The sequence below is a fragment of the Paenibacillus sp. 8b26 genome (assembly GCF_050626875.1).
Classification (GTDB): Bacteria; Bacillota; Bacilli; order Paenibacillales; family Paenibacillaceae; genus Paenibacillus.
In genome coordinates, this window is the sequence record NZ_CP192445.1 from 1,772,073 (window position 1) to 1,797,658 (window position 25,586).

The 25,586-nt window shown below is 49.6% G+C and carries 22 protein-coding genes and 1 riboswitch; of the genes, 1 reads left to right on the forward strand and 21 read right to left on the reverse strand.

Features of this window, described 5'->3' with window-relative positions:
• Positions 1–67: 67 nt before the first annotated feature.
• From ACQ4MX_RS07985 to ACQ4MX_RS08020, 8 genes are all read right to left on the reverse strand, one after another.
• A complete protein-coding gene (locus tag ACQ4MX_RS07985) occupies positions 68–1,306 on the reverse strand; it encodes a glycosyltransferase family 4 protein (RefSeq protein WP_431091278.1) in 1,239 nt (412 codons plus the stop codon).
• Positions 1,307–2,050: 744 nt separating this feature from the next.
• On the reverse strand, positions 2,051–3,319 hold the full coding sequence (locus ACQ4MX_RS07990) for a hypothetical protein (protein WP_431090037.1): 1,269 nt from the start codon (positions 3,317–3,319) through the stop codon (positions 2,051–2,053).
• Entirely contained in the window at positions 3,306–4,649 is a 1,344-nt protein-coding gene (locus ACQ4MX_RS07995; protein WP_431090038.1) for a flippase, read from the reverse strand. The genes ACQ4MX_RS07990 and ACQ4MX_RS07995 overlap by 14 nt, the downstream gene beginning before the upstream one ends.
• A 122-nt stretch (positions 4,650–4,771) precedes the next feature.
• A complete protein-coding gene (gene gmd / locus ACQ4MX_RS08000) occupies positions 4,772–5,761 on the reverse strand; it encodes a GDP-mannose 4,6-dehydratase (protein ID WP_431090039.1) in 990 nt (329 codons plus the stop codon).
• A 20-nt stretch (positions 5,762–5,781) separates the two neighbouring features.
• The gene (gene fcl / locus ACQ4MX_RS08005; RefSeq protein WP_431090040.1) at positions 5,782–6,720 is read right to left on the reverse strand and encodes a GDP-L-fucose synthase; all 939 of its coding nucleotides are present in this window, start codon (positions 6,718–6,720) and stop codon (positions 5,782–5,784) included.
• A 31-nt stretch (positions 6,721–6,751) separates the two neighbouring features.
• Positions 6,752–7,450, reverse strand: a complete 699-nt coding sequence (locus ACQ4MX_RS08010; RefSeq protein WP_431090041.1) for a sugar transferase — start codon at positions 7,448–7,450, stop codon at positions 6,752–6,754.
• Between the two features lie 86 nt (positions 7,451–7,536).
• On the reverse strand, positions 7,537–8,223 hold the full coding sequence (locus tag ACQ4MX_RS08015; protein WP_134910807.1) for a CpsD/CapB family tyrosine-protein kinase: 687 nt from the start codon (positions 8,221–8,223) through the stop codon (positions 7,537–7,539).
• Positions 8,204–8,953 carry a YveK family protein gene (locus ACQ4MX_RS08020; protein WP_431090042.1) on the reverse strand — a complete coding sequence of 250 codons (750 nt, stop codon included), beginning with the start codon at positions 8,951–8,953 and terminating at the stop codon, positions 8,204–8,206. The genes ACQ4MX_RS08015 and ACQ4MX_RS08020 overlap by 20 nt, the downstream gene beginning before the upstream one ends.
• Before the next feature lie 310 nt (positions 8,954–9,263).
• On the opposite strand from ACQ4MX_RS08020, the gene ACQ4MX_RS08025 reads away from it, so the two are divergent.
• Entirely contained in the window at positions 9,264–9,632 is a 369-nt protein-coding gene (locus tag ACQ4MX_RS08025) for a helix-turn-helix domain-containing protein (protein WP_134910809.1), read from the forward strand.
• 54 nt (positions 9,633–9,686) lie between these two features.
• Here ACQ4MX_RS08025 and ACQ4MX_RS08030 read toward each other — a convergent pair whose 3' ends face one another.
• The 13 genes from ACQ4MX_RS08030 to ACQ4MX_RS08090 all read right to left on the reverse strand — a co-directional run bounded on the left by ACQ4MX_RS08030 (position 9,687) and on the right by ACQ4MX_RS08090 (position 25,584).
• Positions 9,687–9,869, reverse strand: a complete 183-nt coding sequence (locus ACQ4MX_RS08030; protein WP_431090043.1) for a hypothetical protein — start codon at positions 9,867–9,869, stop codon at positions 9,687–9,689.
• Between the two features lie 311 nt (positions 9,870–10,180).
• Positions 10,181–12,469 carry a hypothetical protein gene (locus ACQ4MX_RS08035; protein ID WP_431090044.1) on the reverse strand — a complete coding sequence of 763 codons (2,289 nt, stop codon included), beginning with the start codon at positions 12,467–12,469 and terminating at the stop codon, positions 10,181–10,183.
• Between the two features lie 49 nt (positions 12,470–12,518).
• Positions 12,519–14,144: a glycosyl hydrolase gene (locus tag ACQ4MX_RS08040; RefSeq protein WP_431090045.1), complete on the reverse strand. Its 1,626-nt coding sequence runs from the start codon at positions 14,142–14,144 to the stop codon at positions 12,519–12,521.
• Positions 14,125–14,205: riboswitch (cyclic di-GMP riboswitch) on the reverse strand. Its footprint overlaps the gene before it by 20 nt.
• A 153-nt stretch (positions 14,206–14,358) precedes the next feature.
• Positions 14,359–15,735: a sugar phosphate nucleotidyltransferase gene (locus ACQ4MX_RS08045; protein ID WP_149094461.1), complete on the reverse strand. Its 1,377-nt coding sequence runs from the start codon at positions 15,733–15,735 to the stop codon at positions 14,359–14,361.
• A gap of 147 nt (positions 15,736–15,882) precedes the next feature.
• Positions 15,883–16,038: a hypothetical protein gene (locus ACQ4MX_RS08050; RefSeq protein ID WP_431090046.1), complete on the reverse strand. Its 156-nt coding sequence runs from the start codon at positions 16,036–16,038 to the stop codon at positions 15,883–15,885.
• 301 nt (positions 16,039–16,339) lie between these two features.
• Entirely contained in the window at positions 16,340–17,668 is a 1,329-nt protein-coding gene (locus tag ACQ4MX_RS08055; RefSeq protein ID WP_134910813.1) for a UDP-glucose dehydrogenase family protein, read from the reverse strand.
• Positions 17,669–17,673: 5 nt separating this feature from the next.
• Positions 17,674–18,774: a glycosyltransferase gene (locus ACQ4MX_RS08060; protein ID WP_044645218.1), complete on the reverse strand. Its 1,101-nt coding sequence runs from the start codon at positions 18,772–18,774 to the stop codon at positions 17,674–17,676.
• Positions 18,775–18,802: 28 nt separating this feature from the next.
• Positions 18,803–19,951 carry a glycosyltransferase family 4 protein gene (locus ACQ4MX_RS08065; protein ID WP_025685113.1) on the reverse strand — a complete coding sequence of 383 codons (1,149 nt, stop codon included), beginning with the start codon at positions 19,949–19,951 and terminating at the stop codon, positions 18,803–18,805.
• On the reverse strand, positions 19,945–21,132 hold the full coding sequence (locus ACQ4MX_RS08070; RefSeq protein WP_431090047.1) for a glycosyltransferase family 4 protein: 1,188 nt from the start codon (positions 21,130–21,132) through the stop codon (positions 19,945–19,947). Before ACQ4MX_RS08070 ends, ACQ4MX_RS08065 begins: the two co-directional genes overlap by 7 nt.
• A complete protein-coding gene (locus tag ACQ4MX_RS08075; protein WP_014280259.1) occupies positions 21,119–21,958 on the reverse strand; it encodes a glycosyltransferase family 2 protein in 840 nt (279 codons plus the stop codon). Before ACQ4MX_RS08075 ends, ACQ4MX_RS08070 begins: the two co-directional genes overlap by 14 nt.
• Before the next feature lie 22 nt (positions 21,959–21,980).
• A complete protein-coding gene (locus ACQ4MX_RS08080; protein ID WP_431090048.1) occupies positions 21,981–23,360 on the reverse strand; it encodes a lipopolysaccharide biosynthesis protein in 1,380 nt (459 codons plus the stop codon).
• A gap of 5 nt (positions 23,361–23,365) precedes the next feature.
• Entirely contained in the window at positions 23,366–24,808 is a 1,443-nt protein-coding gene (locus ACQ4MX_RS08085) for an O-antigen ligase family protein (RefSeq protein WP_431090049.1), read from the reverse strand.
• Between the two features lie 5 nt (positions 24,809–24,813).
• Complete coding sequence (locus ACQ4MX_RS08090; RefSeq protein ID WP_134910820.1) at positions 24,814–25,584, reverse strand: WecB/TagA/CpsF family glycosyltransferase; 771 nt, start codon at positions 25,582–25,584, stop codon at positions 24,814–24,816.
• Positions 25,585–25,586 lie beyond the last annotated feature (2 nt).

Here is a 25,586-nt window from a genome sequence, read left to right on the forward strand (position 1 = left end):
TGATGATGGTCCAGGTTTGAAGCCTGTTCGCGCACTGGGGACCTCGTCTGTATGCTGATTTGTTTGCTCACGTGGCTGTCCCTCTTTCCTGCCCGGATTGCATGGGATGGTGCATAGGCTGCATCGGTTGTATCCGTGAGTGGCTTAGCATTTCTTCCGCAATACGATCCCACGACATACGCTCGACTGTAAGAAACGCCTGCTCCGCCATACTTTGTCGCAGCTCAGCATTGTCCAACAATTCAGAGACTCGACTCACCCATTCCTCCTCTGAAAAGCTGCTCAGGATCACTCCGCTCACCCCGTCCTCGATCAAGGTAACCGAACCGCCATTTACCGAAGAGATAATCGGGACGCGAAACAGCATACTTTCCAGCAGCACCATACCGAAAATATCGTAATGAGTCGGAAACAGCATCGCATCCGCCGCTCCATAAATCTGCCACAGATGCCGCTGCTCCACTCTTGGAAAATGCAAAATACTGTCCGTCAGCCCAAGCTCATGGGCATAGGCCCAATAGCGATCCGTATCCGCTTTACGTCCATCCCCGACCATTAACAAAAGGCAACAGGGATGCTTTTGAAGTATCTTTTTGAACACGCCTAGCATAAAACGTATATTTCTCCGCTCCTCCAGCACGCCGACATACAGTAGCACCGGACGATCCCCGAGCCGCCTCAGCTCATCCGCGACCTCAGGATTTTTCTCCCGGCCTTCGCTTTTGTCGTTGCCGCTGTTGTCATTGTTGTCATTGTTGAACTTTCCCTCCACTTTGCTGCGGTCCAGTCCAACCCCAAGGGTGACGACGTTGTGAAAGCCTTTATCCTCCAGATAGCGCTTGGCAAGATCAGATTTGACAAAGGTACAGCGTAAAGACTTTGTCACCTTCGGCAGTAGCAGGGTATCGTACAATCTTCGGATCAGCGCATATGTGTTATCGCGGTACGGGCCATGATACAGCACCAGCTTTTCGGGACATTTGCGGGAAAGCAGATAAGTCATGATCTGGTTGTATTCTGTGGAAATGACCCAATCATAAGCAGCCAAAAACGAATGATTGAGGACATCCCTGTAGATGCTGTTGCTCAGGAACTTAAACCCGTGGAGCCAGATGATGCGCAATGTGCAGCCTTCGTGACGGTATACCTGCTCCAGATGGGTTTCCTTGTGGTCGTTGTAGTAGACAATGTCGCAATCGAAGCCTTTCCGAACGAGTGCTTTACCCAAGCCGACTTCCTGCAAATTGTATGAGGCCCCGTTCACCTTGCTGGCAAAATTGCGAAGATACAATATTTTTTGAATCATCATTAGACTCCTGCCATTTCATATTGGGTGAGTTATGGGAGTGCGGGGTGAGAACGCTACGTGGATGGATCATTCTTCTGATCGCTGTTACCCCCGGATTTCATCTGATTGTATAAACCCTTTAAAGGGTGAAATCCGGGGGTAAAGGCGAACGCTATCGCTTCTTCAGAACGATTCCATCCACTCCGCTGCTAACCGCCGTTTCCATAAAGTCGCCCTAATTTTAAAAAAGGGAACTTAGGGCATGAAGTGCCCCCGCTGCGCGGGTTACGCGGTCGGATGCACGCAGGCGTTGACTGCGCTGACTTGTATGCTGGTGCAATAGCGGTAAGCGATTGAACAGCATGGGACTACTACCGCCGGGCTGACCACAGACATTAATTCTAGCTAACCCATTACCTAGCTAGAATGTTATCCGCCGAACGCTGTCACCTTAACAAGCGACTGTGCAGAGCGTTAACTGCGTCGAGATGCGTGCCCGGCGAGATGTTCGCGGCGATAGGCGAAGCTATCGCCGGGCGGGCTCTACCTTCCCCCACCCTATGGGCTGGGGGAAATTCTTTTTGGCGGCGGCGAGATGTAGCGGAGGGTAGGATTTGAATCTGGAGAAGCGTCAGCGTTCGCCTTTGACGTGGGATTCCGCCCCCTATAGGGGCTTATTCAATCAGGGAATCCCACGTCAACAGCGATCGGAAGATCAAATCCTGCTCGAAGCGCCTTACACCGACAGTCGTAGCTAGGAGATCAAACCCTACTCGAAGCAACCTCCCCCCTCCAAACCGAACTTTCCCCCTGCCCCTGCCTTTCCTCCATCATCTGCATATTAAAATGGTCTGCTCCTTTAAGCTGGGCAGCTGCCATATCAGCCACCAAAATCACGCTCGACTCCATCGGGACAAAACGGTATTTATAAGCCGTAAGCCGATGGTCCGTTTCATGAAATAAAATATCCTGCGCGTAGTTGCCCCAACGATCCTTGGGCATTAAGTCAATCGTCATGCCGGCATGTGCGGAGGGCAGCAGCATATTGGAGCCGTGAATGCCGATCACTAATCGGCTGGCTGCATATACCCCGCATACTCGCAGCTCGCTTTCCCGGTCGAAGCGTGCGACACGTTCGTCGTTAATCCATGACGGGAAGCTCCCGGTGCGACCCAATCCGGCGACCGTAAAACGATAATCCGGAAAGGATTCCCGCAGCCTGCGGAACAATCGAATGAGTTTGCGGCGCTGATGATAAATCAGCGGTTTAAGCCAACGCTTGAGTTGCGGAAATTTCTGTACTGCCCGTGCGATATGATGGCTACCGCTCCACAAGCGGTCTTCCCTCCATACAAAGGTAATGCGCGGCTCCGATTCACGGCCATCCTCATAACGCGGGACACTCGTAAACTGCTCAATATCGAACTGGCTGGGGTGTGAATACGCAGGGCTGACATAGACCTCGTCAAAACGTACCAGTTCCTCCATCATCCGATGATGCAGCACCGGATAAAAGTTACGGGCCTTGCTGAACGGCACATCGACTGTCCAGATTTCAGCCACACCTGCGGGTACCATCCACTCCAACGATTTTTGCACAATAACGACGATACCCAGCTCCGGTGATTGTTCATATTCCCGCTGTACATTCAGCAGCTTGAGCAAGGCGTGACCATACAAATAATCAATCGTATTGACGATGATGACGCGCTTAAAGGGTTTCATTGTATGCACAGTCATGCCGACCGCCAAATCATAGGAAGGACTCAGCAACGATTGCCGCAAGGGCTCTCCGAGCCATTTTCTCGACTTTGCATCTCCAGTCAATGTATAGTTGGGCATTTCTACCCGATAGGGTGAATACGTGGCATGACCAACCCGCATATCCTCGATATATTCACGTCCACAGCCTTCACACCAAGTGCTGACACATACATGAATTCCCTGCCACAGCACCTCTCCGCCCCGTACCTTACCTCCACAATGCGGACACTGCCCCTCATGCTGAACAAACGGTTTAATGGGTATCATGATTGTTCTCTCCAACTTTCGGTACTGTAATGTGAACACGCCAGAAGGTCAGGATCGACTTCATCATCCAGCCCAAATTGGCTTTGACTTCCTTAAACAGCAAATCTAATAAAAATACAGATATCGTAAAAGACAAGATTGTCGCCACCAGCGAGCCTCGAACACCAAGCAACGGGATAAGCGCATAATTTAAAGCCACATTCGTGACCGCACCCACAATCGAGGTCAGCAGCGTATATTTGAACAAATTTTCATTCGTTATAAACAAGCTTTTGGCAACACTGAAATTGGTGAAAAACAGACGAATCGCAAACAGCGACAGCAACGAGCCAGCCTCGGTAAATTCCCGCCCATATAGCACGACTACCACCCATTGGGACAGAAAAAATAACGGTATCGAGGTCACCAGAAAGCAAATAAACATCAGTCGGTACACGTTGGACAACGTTTGTCTGTATTCGTCGCTCCCTTTCATCTTGGAACGGGTCACCACCGGGGCATAAGCCGTGGTAAGAACGACCGGAATGAAGCCCAGCACTTCAATAAGACGGAGCGCAACAGAATACTGTCCCACGGCCGCATCCCCCAGCATCTCGCCGATAATGACCTGATCGATCCGTGCCTGTACATATACAGCGGAGGATGACAAAATAAGCGGCCAACTGTGATTCATGATTCGTCGTGCTGTGGTTAGGCTGAACGTCCACTTGTGTACATGCCGTCCTTCCTTACGGAAGAAATACAGCAGAATCAGACTTCCGAGCAGAAACTCGCCATGAGCGCACAGCGCCACCATCCATATGGGGACACCGGACAACAATAAAATGATTTTAACGGTGGAACTGAGGACAAAGGCTGTGTTCTTGGCAATGACCGTGTATTTGGACAACATCTGCGCCCGAAACCAGTAGTCGATGATATCGAACAACTGAAACACCGAGGCCGTCGCCAGAATCAGATTGATCAACCGTGCGGAACTATCCTCCGGTCTGAGCAGCGAAATGAAGGAGCAGGACAGGACAATAGCTACCAAAGTACCCACCAGCTTCAGCAGAATCGCCGTACCCAATAACTCATGCTCATCCTTGGGGTCCTTGACGAGATCGCGCACCAATATGGAATCAAAACCAAGCGTCGTGAAGATCAGGAACATCCCGAAAAAAGATTCCGCATAATTCCATTTCCCGAGTTCCTCCGGTCCGAGCACTCTCGCCATGATAATGCTGACCGCCAGCCCAAACACCATGCGAATCATTTTGTCGCCGAACAGCCAAGACGTATTCACAAGCAGACTTCTGCGCGATTTGGCGCGATTTTTGACTAATGTCATAAGCTCTACTCCATCTTGAAAAATGACCTTTCGCACGGCTTCATAGCATGCTGTTCTGCCGATGCGACTACAATAATGTACAGCGAAGAGACCTCCCGGCAAGCGGGTGGCCTCTCCATGTCTTATACGACGACGGAAGCTTCGACCGCAGCCTGTCTTTTTACCCGCTCCAAGTCTGTGTCCACCATCATATGAATGAGCTGTTCGAAGCCTACCTCCACTTGCCAGCCCAGCTTTTCCTTTGCTTTGGCGCAATCGCCGAGCAGTAGATCCACCTCTGCCGGACGGACGAACTGAGGATCAATGACGACATAATCCTCATAGTCCAGACCTACATGGGAAAAGGCGATTTGCAGCAGTTCGCGGACGGAATGCATTTCTCCCGTGGATATGACGTAATCATCCGGTTGATCCTGCTGGAGCATCATCCACATCGCCTTAACGTAATCTCCTGCAAAACCCCAGTCCCGTAGCGAATCCAGATTCCCCATGCGCAGCTCCTGCTGCAAACCCAGCTTGATACGGGCTACAGCGTCCGTCACTTTGCGTGTTACAAACTCCAGCCCACGGCGGGGCGATTCATGATTGAACAAAATGCCGGAGCATGCAAACATATCAAAGCTTTCGCGGTAGTTCACCGTGATCCAATGACCGTACACCTTGGCGACACCGTAAGGGCTGCGCGGGTAAAATGGGGTCGTTTCTGTCTGCGGCGTCTCCAGCACCTTGCCGAACATCTCACTGCTCGACGCCTGATAAAAGCGCGTGTCCGGCTTGGCAATCCGTACCGCCTCCAGCATATTGGTGACGGATAGCGCTGTAATCTGCCCGGTAGCTAAGGGCTGCGGCCATGAGGCCGCGACGAAGGATTGGGCAGCCAGGTTATAGACCTCATCCGGGTCAGACTGACGCACAGCTTCGATGAGCGAGGCCAGATCGGTCATATCGCCGGAAAGCCAATGAATGTCATTCTGGATATGTGCCACATTTTCAAAGTTCGGCGTACTGGTGCGTCTGCGTACCCCGTACACCTCATAATCTTTGGACAGCAGCAACTCAGCCAGATAAGATCCGTCCTGTCCGGTAATCCCTGTGATCAGCGCTTTTTTCATTCCTATTCCTCCACCGTTTTTTATTGTTCAACCAGATCCAGACCTTGAAATGCCTGATACACAGACCTTAATCCCTCTTCCAGTGAAATGCGCGCCGACCAGCCCAGCCCGGAAATCCGAGACACATCCACCAGCTTGCGCGGTGTGCCATCGGGAGCGGACGTGTTGAAGGTAATTTCCCCCTCATAACCGACTACTTCCTTCACACGTTCAGCCAGCTCCCGGATGGAAATATCCTCCCCAACGCCGATGTTCACAATTTCATTGCCCTCATAGCTGTTCATCAGGAACAGACAGGCTTCCGCCAAATCATCCGAATGAAGAAATTCACGACGCGGTGTGCCGGAACCCCATACTTCTACCGTCGGGGACTGATTCAGCTTGGCTTCGTGAAACTTGCGGATGAGCGCAGGCAACACATGGGAGGTCTGGAGATCAAAATTGTCGCCCGGACCGTACAAATTCGTAGGCATCACCGAAATAAAACGGGTTCCATATTGACGGTTATAGGACTGGCACATTTTAATCCCGGCAATTTTAGCGATAGCATAAGCCTCATTCGTTGGCTCCAGCTCACCCGTGAGCAGATATTCCTCCCGCAACGGCTGCGGGGCAAATTTGGGATAAATACAGGTCGACCCGAGGAACAGCAGCTTACTTACATTCGCCCGGTATGCTGCATCAATTACATTCGTCTGTATGAGCAGGTTGTCACGGATAAAATCCGCCGGGTAATCATTGTTCGCCAAAATCCCGCCAACCTTGGCTGCTGCCAAAAATACATAGTCCACCGACTCGGTTTCGAAAAAACGGTCTACCGCCTCCTTGTTGCGCAGATCCAGCTCACTGCTTGTGCGGGTGATCAGGTTACGATAGCCTGCTTTGCTCAATGCCCGAGCAATTGCAGATCCCACCAGTCCGTTGTGTCCTGCTACATATATGTTGGAATAAAGATCCATGCTTTCCCCTACCCTTCCTGTTGGAGTGAATTTAATACGCATCGTTGGAGCCCAATAGCACCCGGAACGTTTTCAGCATGATGATGATATCTGTGCGCAAACTGCGTCTGGATATGTATTCCAGATCCAGCTCTACCATCTGGTTAAAGCTCAGATGATTACGACCACTGATCTGCCATAGGCCGGTACAGCCTGGTGTTACCGTCAGACGCAGCTTATCCCTTACCGTATAATCATGGACTTCTCTGGGTAGTGGGGGTCTGGGCCCTACCAGACTCATCTGCCCACGAAGTACATTCAGCAGTTGCGGCAGCTCGTCAATACTCGTTCTGCGGAGAAAGCGCCCAATTCGGGTGATACGCGGATCATCCCTCATTTTGAACATCGCGCCCTCGATTTCATTCTCCAGCAGCAGCGCAGACAATCTGTCCTCGGCATCGGACACCATGGAACGAAATTTAATCATGCGAAACGGTCGCCCATTTTTACCAATACGAACCTGATAAAATAACGCGCTTCCTCTCGGGTCCTCCAGCTTAATCAGCAAAATCACGAGTAAAAATACCGGGCACAGCACGATTAATCCAATGAACGACAGCATGATGTCCATACTTCGCTTCACGAACGGATATACGCTCAATCCTTGCCGACGTTCAAGCCCATGAGCGACCGAATACACTTCCACTGATGCACTCAAAGCTTCGGCCTCGTTCGAGTGGGAAGAAGACACTGCTCATCACCTCGATTTCCGATATATTGGTATTATTTATTCATTGTTAAAAGAATTTAATTAACTTTCATTTCCCTCGTAGCTGCTCATGTCAGGTTGCGTTCCTCCATGCCGCGTTCGGCACGAGTATTTGATCGTTTCACGTTGTTGAGCACCACGCCCAAAATACGTGCCTTTACTCTTTCCAAATTTGCCTTTGCTTTCTTAACGAGATCCTTTTTGACCTTTCCTGCCTGCACCACCAAAATCACTCCGTCACACATAGCGCTTATAATGAAGCCATCCGGAAAGGACAGCAATGGCGGCGTATCCATTAAAATCACATCATAATGCTCCTTCAGCTCAGCCAATAGAGCGTTCATTCTGCGAGAGCTGAGCATTTCGGACGGATTCGGCGGAGTCGGTCCGGCTGTAATGGCATACAGATGGTCGATCCCGGTTTCCTGAACCACATCCTGCCATGGCTGCTGGTTGGCCAGGACCCGCGTCAGACCGGTATGATTACGCAAGCCGAACATGTGGTGCAAGGAAGAGCGGCGTAAATCCATGTCCATAACCAGCACCTTTTTTCCCTCTTGCGCATACGTTACAGCCAAATTGCTAATCGTGACCGTCCTGCCTTCACCCGCCTGAGCTGACGCCACCATCATAACCTCAATCGGCTCGTCTACAGAGGAAAACTGGATGTTCGTGCGAAGCATACGGTACTCCTCCGAAACGGAAGATTGGGCATGCAGGGATGTGACGAGCTGGTTATTGATTAATCGCGGCATATTGTCCTTCACCTACCTGTTTGGGAGTTGTAGCGGAACCGTCAGAGCGTCTGTCTTCTTTTTTCATTCTCGTAATCAGGGACAAGGTAGGCAGGCCGAGTTCTTTTTCAACGTCCTCTTCATTTTTAAAGGTATCGTCCAGCACTTCCAGCAAAAACGCCAAGCCTATACCCAGCAGCAAGGAGGCGGCAAAAGCAATAAGCATCTGTATAGCAGGATTACTGTTCACAGGAACAGCCGGTTCACTCAGACTGGCTTCGCTTAGAATCGTGACGTTGTCCATTTTCATGATAGAGGGGATTTGTCGTTTGAATACTTTGGCTACCGCATTTACGGTTTTGACAGCCTTCGTATACGATAAATCGCGGATTGTTAAATCCATGACCTGCGAATCACCTGCGGTGTTTACTCTTAATTTTTGCGTCAGAACTGACGGAGTGACCTTGAGATCGGGGAAGCTGGCAACCACCTGGTCCATAATTGCCGAGGACATCATAATTTGCTTATAGGAGTTCGTTAAGGCTATATTCGTTTGGACGACACTGTAATCGACGACACCCGCCCGATCCGGCCTTGGCGTCTGGTTGATAATAAGCTTCGCCGTCGCTTCATAAACCTGAGGGGTAAAATATACATTTTTCACGCCCACGACAGCACATACCAACAATACGATACCGCCAATTAACCATATTCTTTTTCGGATCATACGAATGTACTCTTTCAACTGCACAAGACCAGTCCTCCCTGATTGACTTGTTTTCGATGCGATGACGCTTGTACTGATCCTCTGCATAGCATGACCATATAATCTATAGTAAAATGTTGTATAATAGCGCATAGAAGGTCTAGCCAGCGAATTTGCACAAGTGCTAAACCATCCGTGGCCTCCCAGGGTATATGAACGATAGCATATGGATAAAACTATAAAACAACGATACGTTATGTATCCTACATAACTAATTTATGATACAAAATGTATCTTGTCAAGCGTAAAATTGCTTTTTTTACTTTCTCAACCTTGCATTCAGGAGGAAAATCAGATGAATTATGGCACCCGCATCGCTGAATTACGGGAATATAAGGGATTAAAACAAGAGGAACTAGCGCAATCCCTCGGAATTACGCGGGCGGCTCTTTCTCACTATGAAAAAAACCGGCGCAAGCCAGATTTTGAGATACTGACCAAGCTTGCAGACATTTTCGGGGTATCCATTGATTACTTGGTAGGACGGACTAGCCATCCGGTAGCGGTATTGGATTCAGATGTGAGGGAATTTGTGGACCAGTTGGAACTGTCCGATGAAGATATCCTGCAGCGTTTTAATCTGACCATTGACGGACGAACCTTGTCTGAGGAAGAAGCCAAGCGTTTTATCGCGTTTGTCCGTATGGAACGAATGATGGAATAAAGAAGGGTGGGAGCCGGTTCACTCCTGTTTTTAGCAGTGCCGGCAACCGATATTTTACTCGCTCTTATCCTTCCGGCCCTTGGTTCCGTCCGCTTCGCTCTGTAAACATTGCGGCATCGTGATACCGCATTGAAGCAAAATATCCCGGATGTCCAAGTGGACGACAGGTTTGTCTGCTTTCCGTTCGTTGTTTCGTAGAAGAGGGCTGTCCATCTCTGATTCTGTCTCCTTGTTCATTCGGCACTAACCTCACTTTATCATTCTTGGTCACCGGAAAGAGAATCCCCACAAACCATGTATGTATAGTTATGAGCAAAACTATTATATATGAATACGTACCTGTAATGTTGTCGTCTTATGGCGAGAAAATTAAAGGATTTCTGTGTTTTTTTCTGAAATATACGCAATGATCTGCCAAATCAGAACGATTTTCAGATAAAAAAGAACCTGTCAGGTCCTACTTTCTCCTGATAGGTTCTTTGGCATTCTGTCTTCGGTTACATGTAAGGTATTCTTCGACTCTGGTCCTATTATGCATTCTGTCCTGGTTAAGCGACCTTGGCGGCTTGGGATATCTGGGTGCCTCCGGTCGCTCGGACTTTATAGGCGTAGTGGCTCCCTGCTTTCGCCGTGTGATCCGTATACGTGTTTCCCGCTACTTCGGAGGCAATCACCTGATACGCCCCGTCTGTTCCTTCCGCACGCAGCACATCATAGGCTGATACACCTTCTGCCTGAAGCCAATCAATCTTTACCGCGCCTGCCTCCACAGAGGCGGCCTTCACCTCTGTTGGAGCCGAAGCTGCGGCCTGATCTGTACTTTTCAATTCCAGAATGTATTGCACCGACTCGCCAGGTCCCAGTTTTTCTTCAAAATCGAGATTAGGCGAAGCATTAAGTCCTGATAGGGAACGCTGTGCCTGGCTGTAGGTAGACCCGGCTCCGAAGCGCTCACCCGTGTACAAACCTGCCTTCGGCATCGTCACCCGTACGCGGATCGTCTGTGCTGTGGATTCGAAGTTCACCAGATTCACCAGCAATTTGTCCGAGGTGGCGCCACTGCCAGCCAGCGGTTTCAGTTTGGAGGTATCCACTGCACGGACATAGACCATCTTATCCTTTGTTTCCTCCGGATTCAGTACCATATAAGTCAATGGTTTCCCGTGTGTGGCATAAGCCAGACTCAAGCGTCTCATGATGTTTACACGGCTGTCCTGCCCTTGTCCGAACGGATAAATTTCCGTATTCGCCGGATTGTGATTTTGCAGGTCAAAGCCGGTTTTAAACAGCGTGTAGTCCTTATAGAAAGCAGCATGCTGGATAAACATATCGGCAAAACCGATTTGCGAACGCATAATCCGGTCGAACGCGGCTGCTTGTGGCTGACTGGCCCCGTACTCAGGGTTGTCCCGATGCGTATCGTTCGTACCAAACTCCGTATTCAGCATCTTCTTCTCCAGCCCGTTACTTGAACCGCCGAACGTTTTCAGATTTTGAACAAAGCTGCCTCCACCCTCTTCGTTATACGATTCGCCATAGGCATGTCCATTGGTCAGGTCAGTGACATCCTCCAGTTGCTTACGTTGTGTCGGGTCCCGCTCCCATCCATCCGGATCGCCGCATTTGAGCGTACCTCCGGTTTGGTTTTTGCATGCCTTGGTTGAATAGGTCGGCCAGTATGCCCAGCCCGGCGCAACCGTTTTGAGATGCGGCGCCAATTGCTTACCTTCCGTATTCAGCCATTTGGCCACAGCCAAATTGACCGCTTTCGAGCGGTTAAACAATCCAGGTTCATTATCTACTTCGTAATATTGCAGGTATGAACCATATTTTTTTACATAATCGCGCAATTTTTGCTTGGCCGTCTCCGGCAGGGAGCCGTCTTTTTGCAGCTTGATATCGCCTGTATACAAATACAAAGCTGACGATTGCATATTGTACTGCTTCAACGTTTGGTAGTAATCTCCCACGTCTGTGCAGGCCTTGTTTACATTACTGGCACAAGTGACTCTCATGACATTGCCGCTATACGCAATTCCCAGCCATTTGAGAACATATGGTAAATGTTTAACTGCACCCTCATCATAATAAAATTCTTTATTATTGACATTCGTTCCGGTCAGTATATATTTACCGTGTATCGGCTCGGTCGCAGGTGAAGCTAACGTCTCCAAGCTCAAGTCATCCCAAGTCCACCACACATTTTTATCTTCAGCAGAGGAGCAGTATAGGCAGCGCGCTGTCTTTAGCTTGAGTACGTTAACACCGCTTTGCAATTGCTCTTTAGGTATATATAGCTCGTAATTGCTTTTGAAATTATATGCACTGCCTGTGCCGGCAACCCCGGCAATCTGAATGATACCGGACAGCTGATGATTTGAAAATACAGCCATTTGGGGAACGGCTTTGCCCGCATCCAAAATCCGCACACGGAATATCATCCCGTTGGGAGGAACCTGATCCAGCTTGTACTGGAGTGACAGTTCAGGATTCATGGACGCATTTAAACCGGGAGGGATATCTCCACTGCTGAGCAATACCGGAGCCGTTGTACTCCCTGCTATGGACATCGCTGATGATGTTCCTTTTGCAGACGACTCGGTGGAGGCCACCGAAATATTGACATTGTCCTTACCGACCACACCTTTAAATTCTGCTGAAGAGTCATCCCGCTGACCGAACTTCCATACCGGACTGGCCGCCGCTACTTTAATTGTCTGAAGTTCTTCACTCTTTGGAGGCGTATGAATAAACCAGGCGATCAGCGCTATAGCTGCGACCCCCAGTAACCCGGCCAATACTACTATATACCTTTGGGTCAACCATTTTTTCATCATTGTGCTCCACCCTCTCTCCTCAAAATTTTTGGCGGGGAAAGAGTATATATCAAGGAAGAAACAAAGCGTTGCCGGGAATTACCGCTTTCGCTTCATGCTGACTTTCCCACATCAGACGTGCCATTGCGTCGCCTTTTTCATCATAATATTCAACTTTCAGATCTGCTATTTTGCCTGCTTGCAAGGTAATGCTGCCCTTGCGTTCAGTCCAGCTTTGTTTGAACCAGCTATCAATAATCAGCTTGCCGTCTATCCATACACGAATACCATCATCGGATATCGTGGTAAACGTATAGGTCTCACTGTATTGTGGCTTGATTTTGCCCGTCCAGCGGACCGAGAATTGATCAGCCTCCACCTTGGGATCAGGCGAGGCGGCGCGCCAGTTATAATCCAGCTTACTATCTGTGCGAACCAAAACAGCGGTGCCGTCCAGATTCATGCTGTTAAAATATTCACCCCGCAGCCCGTTCGCATAGACCATATCCGGAACGGAAGGCGGGGCTGGTTTGCTTACCACTGGTGGAGCCGGAGCCGAGCCGTTTTGCCCCGTATCCGGTACGGTCGGTGACTCCACCTCAGGTTGTTTCATCGCAGCCAACCCTTTTTTCACGTCATCCCGCGTCAAGCTCTTCGAATTATTCATATAATCCTGAATCTGATCCGTCGTGTTATTTTCGGTGAGCATCTTGCCCCAAGTCATGGAATACACCCATTTGGGCTGAGCCTGCATGACCTCGGGACTCGGCATCTCACCGTGTTCCCCAATGGCAATCGGCTTATTCCGTGCCAGTCCGAGCAGTCCTTCGTAATGGCTTTGCTTAAAATCATTGTTGTAAATGTCTACAGCCAAGATATCCACCTTGTCATCCCCCGGATATTTCGGGGTATATGGGACGGTGTACGAACTAGGCGCATTCGGACTCCATACCCACAGCAGATTGTTCAGTTGATGCGTGTTTACAAAACGGTCATACATGATATTCCATAGCTGATTGAAATTGTTCTTGTTTCCCCACCAGAACCAGTCGCCGTTCATTTCGTGGTAAGGTCTCCATAATACCGGAACACCCGCATCACGAAGCTGCTTTAACGATATAGCGACCTTATCCAGATCGGCAATGAGAAGATTATACTGCGTAGTGCCCGGCGTCACGTATTTATTGAACTCCGCCTGGCTTATTTTCGCCTGCACATTGGCCCAAGTCAGTGGCCTGCCCGGCAACGGTTCATGATAAGTCATCGTAACTATGCCGCCATCTCTACTCCAACGTATAGCGCTATCGACGAGATTTTTACGTTGTGCTGCCTCCGTAGCGGCGGACTGGCCGGAGATGGCTCCCATCTCGTAGCCATGTACACCAGCATACGCCTTACTGATTTTTTGGACCTTGTTGCTTAATTCATCCGGACTTTCCAAATAATCATGTTGACCTGTGACCATTTTTTTCCCCGAGATGCTGATCAAATAGCTGTATAGTTCACGGGCCTCAGCAGAAGCGTCCGAATTAACAGGCTGTAATGTGGCAGCATTCGCCACGGACAAAGATTCACCAAAGCCGACGGGCAACAAAGAAAAAAGCATAACAACGGGGAGTACACTGCGTATCCATCGATTCACAGGGGTAAAATAGGGGCTCACTCTCGCTCTTCCTTTCGGTAGCCAGGCTGCCATCCTTACGGAAGGCCCTTTAGCTTTGCGTACCTGCCTTTCAACAGGGCTGCGTTTATCGTGGAAGGAGTTTGGATTCCTTCTTATCCCTAAGTATCGACTTTTTTTTACCAAAATTTAATAGGTCATGTTCATGAGTTTACAGATTTTCGTGTATTTTCGACAGTTTGGGCTAAATAACTTCATAAATGAGTCTTTTTTCATCTTTACGAAATATTTATGAAATAAACTTGTGACGGGAAATTTCATCCCAATCCATGCAAAAGCGGACAATATCCTCTTCAACCAGCTCAGAACCTGTCTGCACCTCGATTAATTCCACATCAGTCACGGCCAAAATGCTATGCTTCGTCCCTTCAGGAATGCGAACCACATCACCAGCCTTCACCTTGTGCAGCTTTTCATTCAAAATAATTTCCGCTTCACCGCTAATGATGGTCCAAATTTCACTCCGTTTGAAATGAAGTTGGTAGCTGATATTTTTGCCTTGCAGCACACGGATTCGCTTAGTCAATACCTCATTGCCCTCTTCATACTTTACATAATCCACTACCCGATAATGTCCCCAACGGCGCTCTTCGTACATTGGTCGCTGATTATGTGCTTTGAGCACTTCCTTGATGCGCGGACTTTCTGCCTTATTAGTCACAAGGATGCCATCCGGGCTGGCAGCTACGATCAGATCATTCGTTCCAATAATCGCCACGGGAATATCCAGTTCATTGATGAGGCTCGTATTGACACAATCCTCTGTTACTACACCTCTGCCCACTTGCTGATGGGACATTTCTTCCGTCAAGGTGTTCCAGGTACCCAAGTCCTTCCAGAAGCCATCATACGGAAGAACAACGATATCCTTTTCCTTCTCAACTACCGCGTAGTCAAAGCTGATTTTTTCCAGAGAAGAATATTGCTTTTGCATTTCTTCATAGTTCAGCGGCAATCCTTTGGATGCCAAGATATCAAGCAAATAACCTAATTTGAATGCAAAAACCCCGCAGTTCCATAGAGCATTGCGTTCAATCAGACGCTCCGCCTGCTCTCGGTCGGGTTTCTCTTGAAAATGGCTCACTTCACGGTAGCCTGTGCTACCTTGTGTAGCATCGTTTTTCGGTATAATGTAACCGTATTTCTCAGAAGGATAAGAAGGGACAACCCCAATTAACGCAAGCTTGCCTTCACTCTCCTGAAGGGTATGCTCCAACTGGGCGACGGTAGCAAAGAAAGCATCCTCTACATAGGGGTCTACCGGCAATATAGCAACAATTTCATCGGGCGAAACACCAACGATGGAATATAGATAGGTCGCTGTCAACGCAATGGCGGGAAAGGTATCTCTTCGTTCCGGCTCAACAATGATACGCGTATCCTGCCCAACCTGACTCTGAATCATTTCGACCTGCGCTCTCCCTGTTGCAATGAACGAGGATTCAGACAAGCCGTTATCCCCCAGTTGTCTCCACACCCGTTGCACCATCGACTCCGAATTTCCCTCCGGACTCTCCAGCACCTTCAAAAATTGTTTGGAACGGGAATCGTTGGACAAAGGCCATAATCTTTTACCGGAACCACCAGACAAAAGTACGAGCTTCATAACTCTCCACTTCCTCTCTATAATTTGGGTAGGTGATCGGATGGAGCACGGTTGAGTAGCCCGCTACGGGATGGATTTGATCTTACGATCGCTGTTGTCGTGGGATTCTTCGGATTGAATAAGACATCCAGAGGTAAGAATCCCACGTCAAAGGCGACCGCTCCGCTTCTCCAGATTCAAATCCATCCCTGCGCTACTCAAATATGCATCATGCCGATCATACCTTTTATTGCAAAAGGCACGACCGGACGATTCATGTCCGGTCAGCCTGTAAAGACGCTCACGCGCTCGGCGCAGCCGCATGGCGCTTTGATCCGAAGGAGCGGCTTCACTGAGCCGCTCCTTCGGATACGCCCTTCCTACCTCCCCCCATAAGGTGGGAGGTTAAAAATTGTGACTCCATGCGGTAAAAGCAGCGGAGCGGGCAGAATTGTTCTGAAGAAGCGTCAGCGTTTGCCTTTATCCCCGGATTTTAACCTTTGAATGTTTTATACAATCAAGAAAATCCGGGGGTAACAGCAATCGGAAGAACAATCTGCACGCGTAGCGCCTCCAACACCACCACAGTCACTTTTTAATGTTTCACTTTTAAATCCATCACTTTTTAAGCTTCCACCTTGTCTCTGTTCCACCCACTCATCCGCGGACGACCCACAGAGTAGTATTCCAGCCCGGAGCCTTGAATCTGCTCCTCAGTAAATACGTTACGACCGTCAATCAGGACTGGCTTGTGCAAAATGGAAGACAATTGCACGAGATTGACGTTCTTGAACTCTTCCCAATCGGTCAGCAGGCAGACCGCGTCGCTTCCTTCGGCGGCTTGCTGCGGGGAGGAGCACCATACAATATTCGGGTGATCCACGCGCTCCTTGAATTTTTCCATCGCAATCGGATCATACAGCTTCACAATAGCGCCTGCCTGGATCAGCGTTTCGACGATTTCCAGTGCCGGAGCCTCGCGGATATCGTCTGTATTCGGCTTGAAGGCCAAGCCCCAAATGCCAATCGGCACGCCATGCAGTTGACCCAGCGATTCGCGCAGCTTGGCTACGATCATGAAACGCTGGTCGGTGTTCACCTCGACCACCGATTTTAACAGCTTAAATTCATAGTCTACGTTACCCGCAATTTGGATGAGCGCATTCGTGTCTTTCGGGAAGCAAGAGCCCCCGTACCCGATCCCTGCTTGCAGGAAAGAGGACCCGATTCGTTTGTCCATCCCCATACCGTCAGCCACACAGGTGACATCCGCGCCCACCTTTTCGCAAATATTGGCGATTTCGTTGATAAACGAAATTTTGGTCGCCAGAAATGCATTGGATGCATATTTGATCATCTCGGCACTGCGGATATCCGTTACATAAATTTTATCCGTGAACACCTGATGCAGCGTAACCATCGTTTCACGTAACCCCGTGTTGTCCAAACCGATAATGATGCGATCCGGATGGAGTGTATCATTGATGGCAGAGCCTTCTCTCAAAAATTCCGGAGCGGATACGATATCGAAGGACAAACTCGTATGACGAGCCAGCACGTCCTTGATCTTTTCGTTCGTTCCGACAGGGACCGTGCTCTTGGTCATAATAATTTTATACCCGTTCATGGCCTTCCCGACATCAGCAGCCGCCTGCTCAATATAGGACAGATTCGCTTCACCGTTAGCCAGAGAAGGCGTACCTACCGCCAAAATAACGATATCCGAGCGTCGAACCGCGTCAGCCAAATCCGATGTAAACTGCAAACGACCTGCTTCCAGATTTAAAGCGATCAATTCCTCAATGCCCGGTTCATAAATCGGAGATTCTGCCCGGTTCAGCATGTCGATTTTGTGCTGCTCCAGATCGACACAAATCACCTCATTACCTTTATGTGCAAAACACACGCCCGAGACGAGTCCAACGTATCCAGTACCGATTACAGCCAGCTTCATTCCGTTCATCCTCCTTTTAGAAAGTTCACATAGGCTTGCTCTACATACTTTTTGAAATGATCCTTGAACGTATCTTCATCAAATTTTCGTGCATGGCTAATGATACCGTCCACATCCCATGCATGCTGCTCGACCTTGGCGACCGCCTCCAGCACATCCTCTACCTGATGTCTGCGGAAAAATACACCATTCACATTAGGGACAATGGTATCCAACGCTCCCCCGCCCTGATAAGCGATAACAGGCCGTCCGGCTGCATTCGCCTCCAAAGGCGTGATACCGAAGTCCTCTTCCCCCGGAAAAACGAGCGCACGGCATTCTGCCATCAGCTTGTTGACCTCTTCGTCTTCAAGTCTGCCAAGAAACTCAATGTTCGGGGAGGCCATGCCTTCCAGTCTTTTGCGATCCGGCCCTTCACCGACAATGCGCAGCTTGAGACCATTGCGCTTGAATGCCTCAATCGCCAGGTCAACGCGCTTGTAGGACACTAACCGGGATACGATTAGGTAATAGTCACCGATGCTTGTAGCACGTTGGAAACGGGATGTATTAACAGGAGGGAAAATGACATCCGACTCCCGTTGGTAATAGTGCAGAATTCTCCGTTTGACGACCGAAGAGTTGGCGACAAATTGGTTTACGTTGCGAGAAGTTTTGGCATCCCATGTTTTCAACCGATTCATGTACAGCTTTAGCATGCTTTTGAGCAGGTTGGATTTGGACTGCCGGGCCATATATGTATCATAATCCCAGGCAAACCGCATCGGTGTGTGACAGTAACAAATGTGAAACGTATGTTTAGGTACCTGGATGCTTTTCATAAATGCGCTGCTGGAGCTTAAAACAATGTCGAAATCCCTAAAATCAAAATCACGGATAGCGATGGGGTACAGCGGCAGCACTCCTTTGAAATTGGCCTTCACTCCAGGGATGTTCTGTAGCCAGGTGGCTCTAATATCTGCATCCTTCAAGTTGTTCGACAGGCGGTCGTCGCTGAACACCGTTGTGAAGATTGGAGCCTCCGGATACATATCGTGGAATACCTCTACCACCCTTTCCGCTCCGCCCATTTGGATTAAGTAATCGTGTGCTATCGCTATTTTCATCTGAATCATCCTTTAACGCGAATGTCGGTCAGACTCCTGCCAACAAACCCTTATAGTAATGAACTATATCCTTAACCGTGTTCTCGATAACAAAATGCTTCTTGACCCGTTCCATCCCTTTATCGCCCATTTGCTGACGTTCCTGTGGATGCTCCAGCATCCAGCGGATGGCTTCTTCCAGCTTGGCTGGATCACCCGGTTCAATAAGCAATCCGGTTTCATTCGGTACGACAGTTTCCTTGGGTCCGCCCTCATTCGAAGCAATCACCGGCAGACCTGCGGCCATGCCTTCAATAATGACCTGCCCGAACGGCTCCGGTGTGATGGAGGTGTGAATCAGCAGATCACAGCGCTGCATCAAACCCTGAATGTCATCGACGTGTCCAAGTAAATTGACGTTGTCTAATCCGTATTCGCGCATTGTGGATTCCAGACGGCGTTTATATTCCTCTTCGCCGAACAGCGCATCCCCAGCCAGCCAAAATTTCACACGCTTATCCGGTAAAAAAGAGCGTGCCGCTTCCAATAAAATATGCTGGCCCTTCCACTCTGCCAGTCTGCCGACCAATACGACGTTAAACGAGTCATCGTCACGTGAATTTGCGGTCACATCACGAGCCGTAATCGCCTTGGCAAATGCCGAGTAGACGACGAGTGTCTTTTTGTCCGGGGGCAGCTCCAGCGCACTTAGCGTGGACTTGGAGTTGGCAATGACGCCGTTAGGCAAAAAGCGGGACATCAGCCGAATGCCTTTGGCGACAATCGGCTTCAGGTACGGCGGGCCGATATGGTCACGAATATGCCAGATCAACGGCACCTTCGCTGACTTCGCGGCTACTGCGCCGTAGAACGCCGACTTGAGCGAGTTCGTGTGAACACACACGACCTTTTCCTCGCGCAGCAAAGGCGCAAGCTTTTTCCCATAAGCCAACAGCCGGTAGGCTGCCGCAGGCGCACCCAGATTGACAGCATTTCGCCCCCGATTGCGGATAGAATCATCCAGCGGAACGATACGTACATCAATGTCACGTTGCCGGAGGCGATCTGCCAAATCACCTTCCTCCGCCAAAATGACGAGCGGATCGATATGCTCCCCGATGTTCGTCAGTATGTTATACAAAGCGACTTCGCCGCCGCTCCATCTTGCCGTGTGGTCAATATAAGCTATTCTCAGCATTTTGCCGCCGCCTTTCTGTCAAGGGCCTGCCGGAACACATCTTCCACCTGCTCCGCTACATGCCCCCACGTATATTTGCTCAGGACATGGTCCCTGCATTCCCGTGCGTCAGGAAGGGCTTTGCGGTTATCCAGCACACGCAGCAGTCCTTCCGCAATGGCTTCGCTGTCTGTTCCCCGGAACAACAGCTCCGGACGGAATCCACTTAAAATTTCCTTGTTGCCGCCTACAGGAGTCGCCATCACCGGCAGCCCCGAGGCCATCGCCTCCACTGTAATCAGACCGAAGCCCTCCAGTGCCTGAGTCGGCACTACGAACATATTCGATGCCTGATGATACAGGGGGAGTTCCTCATCGGATACATATCCGAGCAATCTTACATGGTTGTGAAGATTGTATTCTGCCACCTTGGAGGCCAGTTCCTCCATCAGAGGTCCCTTCCCTCCGATCAGCAGCAGATGATCAGGATGACGCTCGGTGACCCGCCGCCATGCTTCCAGCAGTTGCAGCAGTCCCATTCGGTTAACAAGACGACGGACGGTCAGCACAATCGTCGCATTCTGTGGCAAATTCAGCCGTTCCCGCACCGTCCTCCGATCCTCTGCCGGATGGAATCTCTCTACATTCGCTGCACCGGGAATGATATGGATTTTGCTGAGTGGAACCTTATAATGCTCATGCAAAATATCCCGAAAGGTTTCGCTCAGCACTACAAATTTGTCCGCCAGACCATAAGCCTTCATTTCAATGGATTTGGCCAACGTTGTTTTCAGCAGATGCTTGAGGCCTTGCCCTTCAATCTTCATTTCCTCCGTCCATGGGCCGTGGAAGGTGGTGACTACCGGAATTCCCCGTTTTTTCGCCTCCAGCGCCGGGCCAACACCATAGGGGGCAAAATGGGAGTACAGCACATCTATCGGCTGCTTGTCGAACAGCGTTGCTGCATATTTTTGCATCAGCTCTCGACGCTTCCAGATGGATTGCTGCTTACTGCCAATCGAGTGAATTCGAATATTTTCAGGTACTTGGGGCTTCTCATCGCTACAGATCAAAGCATCCAGCGTATTTTGTTCCGCCAGTTGCTCACAGATGGATTTGAAGTATGTGTTTAAACCGCCGGGCTGCAAGGACGGCCAGCTAAGCCCTGTTGCTGCAATGCGAAATCCGTTATTGTACGACATAGCTGGTTTCTCCTTTCTGCTCGGTCTGTCCGTCTTCCACAATCTCTATTTTTTTTCGCCGCTTCGTCAGCTCATAATGCTTGAAGCAGACCAGAAACTCGTACATCACCCAAAAGACCGCTACTGCAAAACCTGCCAATCCCTTGCGGTATAAGCCTTGGACAAAATACTTCTGCACAAAGCGGGCTGGAGGTCGCAACAACAGCCTGGAAATCCGAAAGGATCTGCCTTTGTTAAAGGCCGTCTCCGCTTCGAGGTCCGTATACTTGTTAAAACGGGTCATATGATCACTGATACTGCGGAAGCCGTAGTGCCATAACACACCCTCCAGTTTAATGATCTGGGAAGAGGCTACATCCGGCATTTCATGAACAAGACTATTCGTAATGCCGTAAATACGCCGATTGTACAGACGAACCAAATGCTCGCCTTTGTTCATCCATTTGCCCAGAAAATCACCAATTCGAAACACGGAGTATGCTTTGGCCGGATCATGGAGTGTTTCCTTGACCTTCAACAATTCTCCAAGAAGCTCCGCATCTACCACCTCGTCCGTATCAATCAGGAAAATCCAATCAAATTCCGCCTTTTCAACACCAAACATGCGCTGCTTCGCATAACCGGGCCATGGGTTGGAAAACACTCGACAGCCCAATGATTCAGCAACCTGAATCGTATTGTCCTTGCTCCCTCCGTCAATGACGACGATATCGTCCGCAAAGGGCTTGCAGGATTTAATGGCGGCTGTGATTCGAGTGCCATCATCCTGAGCGATAATAACTACGGATATCCGGTTGTCCGCGGGAACGCTAGACATGTGGTTCATTAGGGGGTGCCTCCTTCTTTATCTAACCGTTAACTGGCTTTTTCCGGATGTAGTGTGACATCGTTGATCGGAGCCATTGAATATCTTGTTTGGAAATAAGCAGTCTCGGAATTTTCATTTTCAGAACGAATTTAACATTACATAAAATGAAAACGAACCGTAGAATCCCCGAAGACAGCATTGCTATCCCTGCACCCGTCAAGCCGTATCTCGGAACGAGTATAGACAGCAATGGTATGACGAGCGCCAATCCGACACCCTGTAGGATGGTAACCAGCTTGGGCTTACCCAGCGCCATGAATTGCTGTGCCAGCACCATGGTTCCTCCGCTGATAGCAACCTCAAGCACCAGTAACCGGAATACCGTAAGCGCTTGTTTAAACTCTGGACCATATAGCAATGTAAATACGAACGGAGCAATCAGCATCAGCATCGTGGCAGCCAGAACCGTTGCTGTAGAAGTCACCCGAAATGCCCGGAATGTTATCGCAACCGCGTCCTCCTTGTTTAACCCAGAGGCTTTGGGAAAGAGCACGACGATAATTGAGGTTGAAAATACATTCACCATCCGGGCCAGGCTGACCGCTACCGCATATAAGCCAAGATCAGCCGGTCTGAGCAGACCCGCAATCAGGATCTGATCAATGTAACTAGAAACCTGCCCCATGAGATCGTTGCCGTATGAGCCCATGCCGTAGGTAAAGAGATTTTTGAATTGCGTCCAGCTGTTCTTCACCTTCGGTTTGTACAGCCGAACCATTCGAATCGTGACACCGATATAAATCGGCAAGCCTGGCAGCAAATAGGCCAAGGCTGAGGTGTACGGATTCATTTGACCCGTCAGGATCAGGATCGCCAGACCCAGCAGCGTGCTCAGCGGCACCAGATACCGAAACAAATTGTACTGCTTGTATTCCGACCGGACCTGAAGCAATGCATTATTGATCTGCGAGATCGCGATAAGCGGACACATCATCATGGAGCATTGCGCGAACAGTATGACCGATGATGAAAAGGAGCGCAGCCAATAAGGAATCAGGAACACGCCGATGAGTGTCGCCAAGCCCCCGAACATCGTCGCCAGTAGCAAGGCGAGGCCATACAGCTTGCCTGTTTCCTCCGGGTTCTTTTTCGCATTGTAAATCAACGCGGACGGGACACCGAAGCTCATGCAGAAGGCGAGAAATTGGGACCAGTTCACCATCGCGGTCTGTTCCCCGCGTCCGGTAGGACCCAGGAATCGGGCCGTCAGCACGCCAGTCAGCATGTTCACGACGAGAATCAGCATGCTGAATATCATCGTTTTGACTGCTGCCGAGCTGCTATCCTTGCTTTTGGCAAAGCGAACCACCGTGGACCATAGTGTCCGAACAGGTGCGGATAATGTTTGTAAGTTTTGCACAGCCTTTACCTTCTTTCCGCGATGACATCTTTCGCCCACAGTCCTATGCCGATCATCATCCAAATCAGATAGCCGCGCATACCGGGAAAACCATTATCCGATATGAGACTGGCTACAGCTCCGGCCCACGTAGCCAATGCCAGTCTGATATAAGGCTGACTGGCATCTCGCTCGGCAATGCGGACGAGAAGGCGCTTGATGATAACGATCAGACCACCGAAGAAAAAGAATGCTCCGCAAATACCGAAGGTGAGGAAAATGGCAATGTAGCCATTATCCATAATCCCAAGTTCACCGAGATCGCCGCCATTATCAAGCTTGGTTCCGATTCCTACGCTCCCGATCCCCTGCCCCACCGGGTTACCGACAATGGCCGGAAGCATCGTATTCAACAGATCCAGGCGTTCATTGTACGAATGATCCTGTTGAATATCCGTCAACGTTTGCATGCGGGCCACCAGACCTTCTGCTCCCGGCAGCTTCGGAACAATGATGTAGAGAAGGAGACCCACGACAGCAAGTTGAATCAAGGTTTTCCACTTGCCCTTAGAGGATGAAGTGAGAATATAAGCCAGCAGCATAACGAATGCAATCAGCCAGGCCGAACGTACCAGCGTGATCAAAAGACAAACGACCGTCAGCAGGACTCCGATCCATCCCAATGTGCCGCGCCACCGTTTTTCCATCAGCATGGGTACGAGCGCCATTGCCAGGAAAATAGCGCAGGGACCAGGCGAGTTCATAGAAGAGAAAACTCTGATTTGGAGTGGCTCTGGTATACCGATAGAATTCATCTCTACGTTATTCATCCAAAACGCATCCCAAGGAGGGACTGTCAAATACTGAATAATGCCGTAAATCGCCACGAGAACGGCAATGTTAGCATAGGAATACAGCAGACGATCCAGTTCCTTTGCTTTCATGGGCTTAATCGCAAGATAAGGCAGCAGTAGCAAAGGAATCACATAGTTGGCTAAATCATAGGCAAAAACGATTCCATTTTTGAACAACCCGACCACACTTCCGTAGGCCAGTTCAATCCCAAAAAACACAGCAATCCGGGTCAATGGCTTTTCCGCCTGATGAATGCCACGCAGCACGGGAATAATCAACATGCTGCTTACCAGCAGAGGTGCCAAGCTCAACAAGGACACCGAGTGATATGTTCCCTCCATCCAGTCCACAATGCGCCGGATTTCCGGTCCTACTGCCCACACCGTGAGTGTGTACGGAATCAGCATCCGCGATTGAATGATCGCCAGCAAAAAGGCCGGAAAAACGAGCGCCAGCAATATGGCTCCCTGCTGGCTCATGGTGGGATTCATCTTGGCGCTGACAAATCCGATGGCGAGCGGCAGCATACAGGCCAACACTCCCATGCCGATCATGCTGATTCCACGCCGATTTCCTAACCAAACGGAAACCTGCTGATCTGCCAATCGACTCATGTTTCTCACCCCTGACCTCCCTTCATCCGGTTCCGCTTGAACATTTCCTTAAACAGCAGAACGAGAAACTGGGAATCCTCAATCAAGTATCTTTTCCACAAACGCTTAGGCTCCTGAGACAACCGCCAAAACCATTCAAATCCCGTCTTCTGCATCAGTTCCGGTGCACGTTTCACATTTCCCGACAGAAAATCAAACGTAGCTCCCACCCCTATCGAAATCGGAGCGCGATATGTCTCGTAATATCTGTAAATCCATTTTTCCTGTTTAGGTGCGCCTACACCGACAAAAACGATGTCCGGGCGAGCCTCTTGCAGTAATTGGACAATATGTCTGTTCTCTTCCTCATTTTTCTCAAAGCCATAAGAAGGAGAGTAGCACCCCACCACATTCATGTTCGGGTACGATTCCTGAAGATTGAGCATGGCCTTCTCGGGAATACCGTCCGCCGCACCCAGAAAAAATAACCGATAGCCTCGATCCTCAAAAGCCTCCCCCAGCCGGGTGAACAAATCGGAACCTGACACCTTTTGCTTGAGGGGCTTTTTCAGCAACTTGGACGCCCAAATAATGGGCATTCCATCGGCCACCACAGCTCCCGCATCGGAATATACCTTGCGGAATTCATCATCCTTGCGAAGCTTGATCACATGATCGACATTACAGGTCAAAATGTAGGAATGACGCTGATGCACGATAGAAGTATCTATAAATTCGAGTAGATCGTTAAAATCATAATTATCAAAGTTGACATCGAACATGTTCACTCTGCTCATCG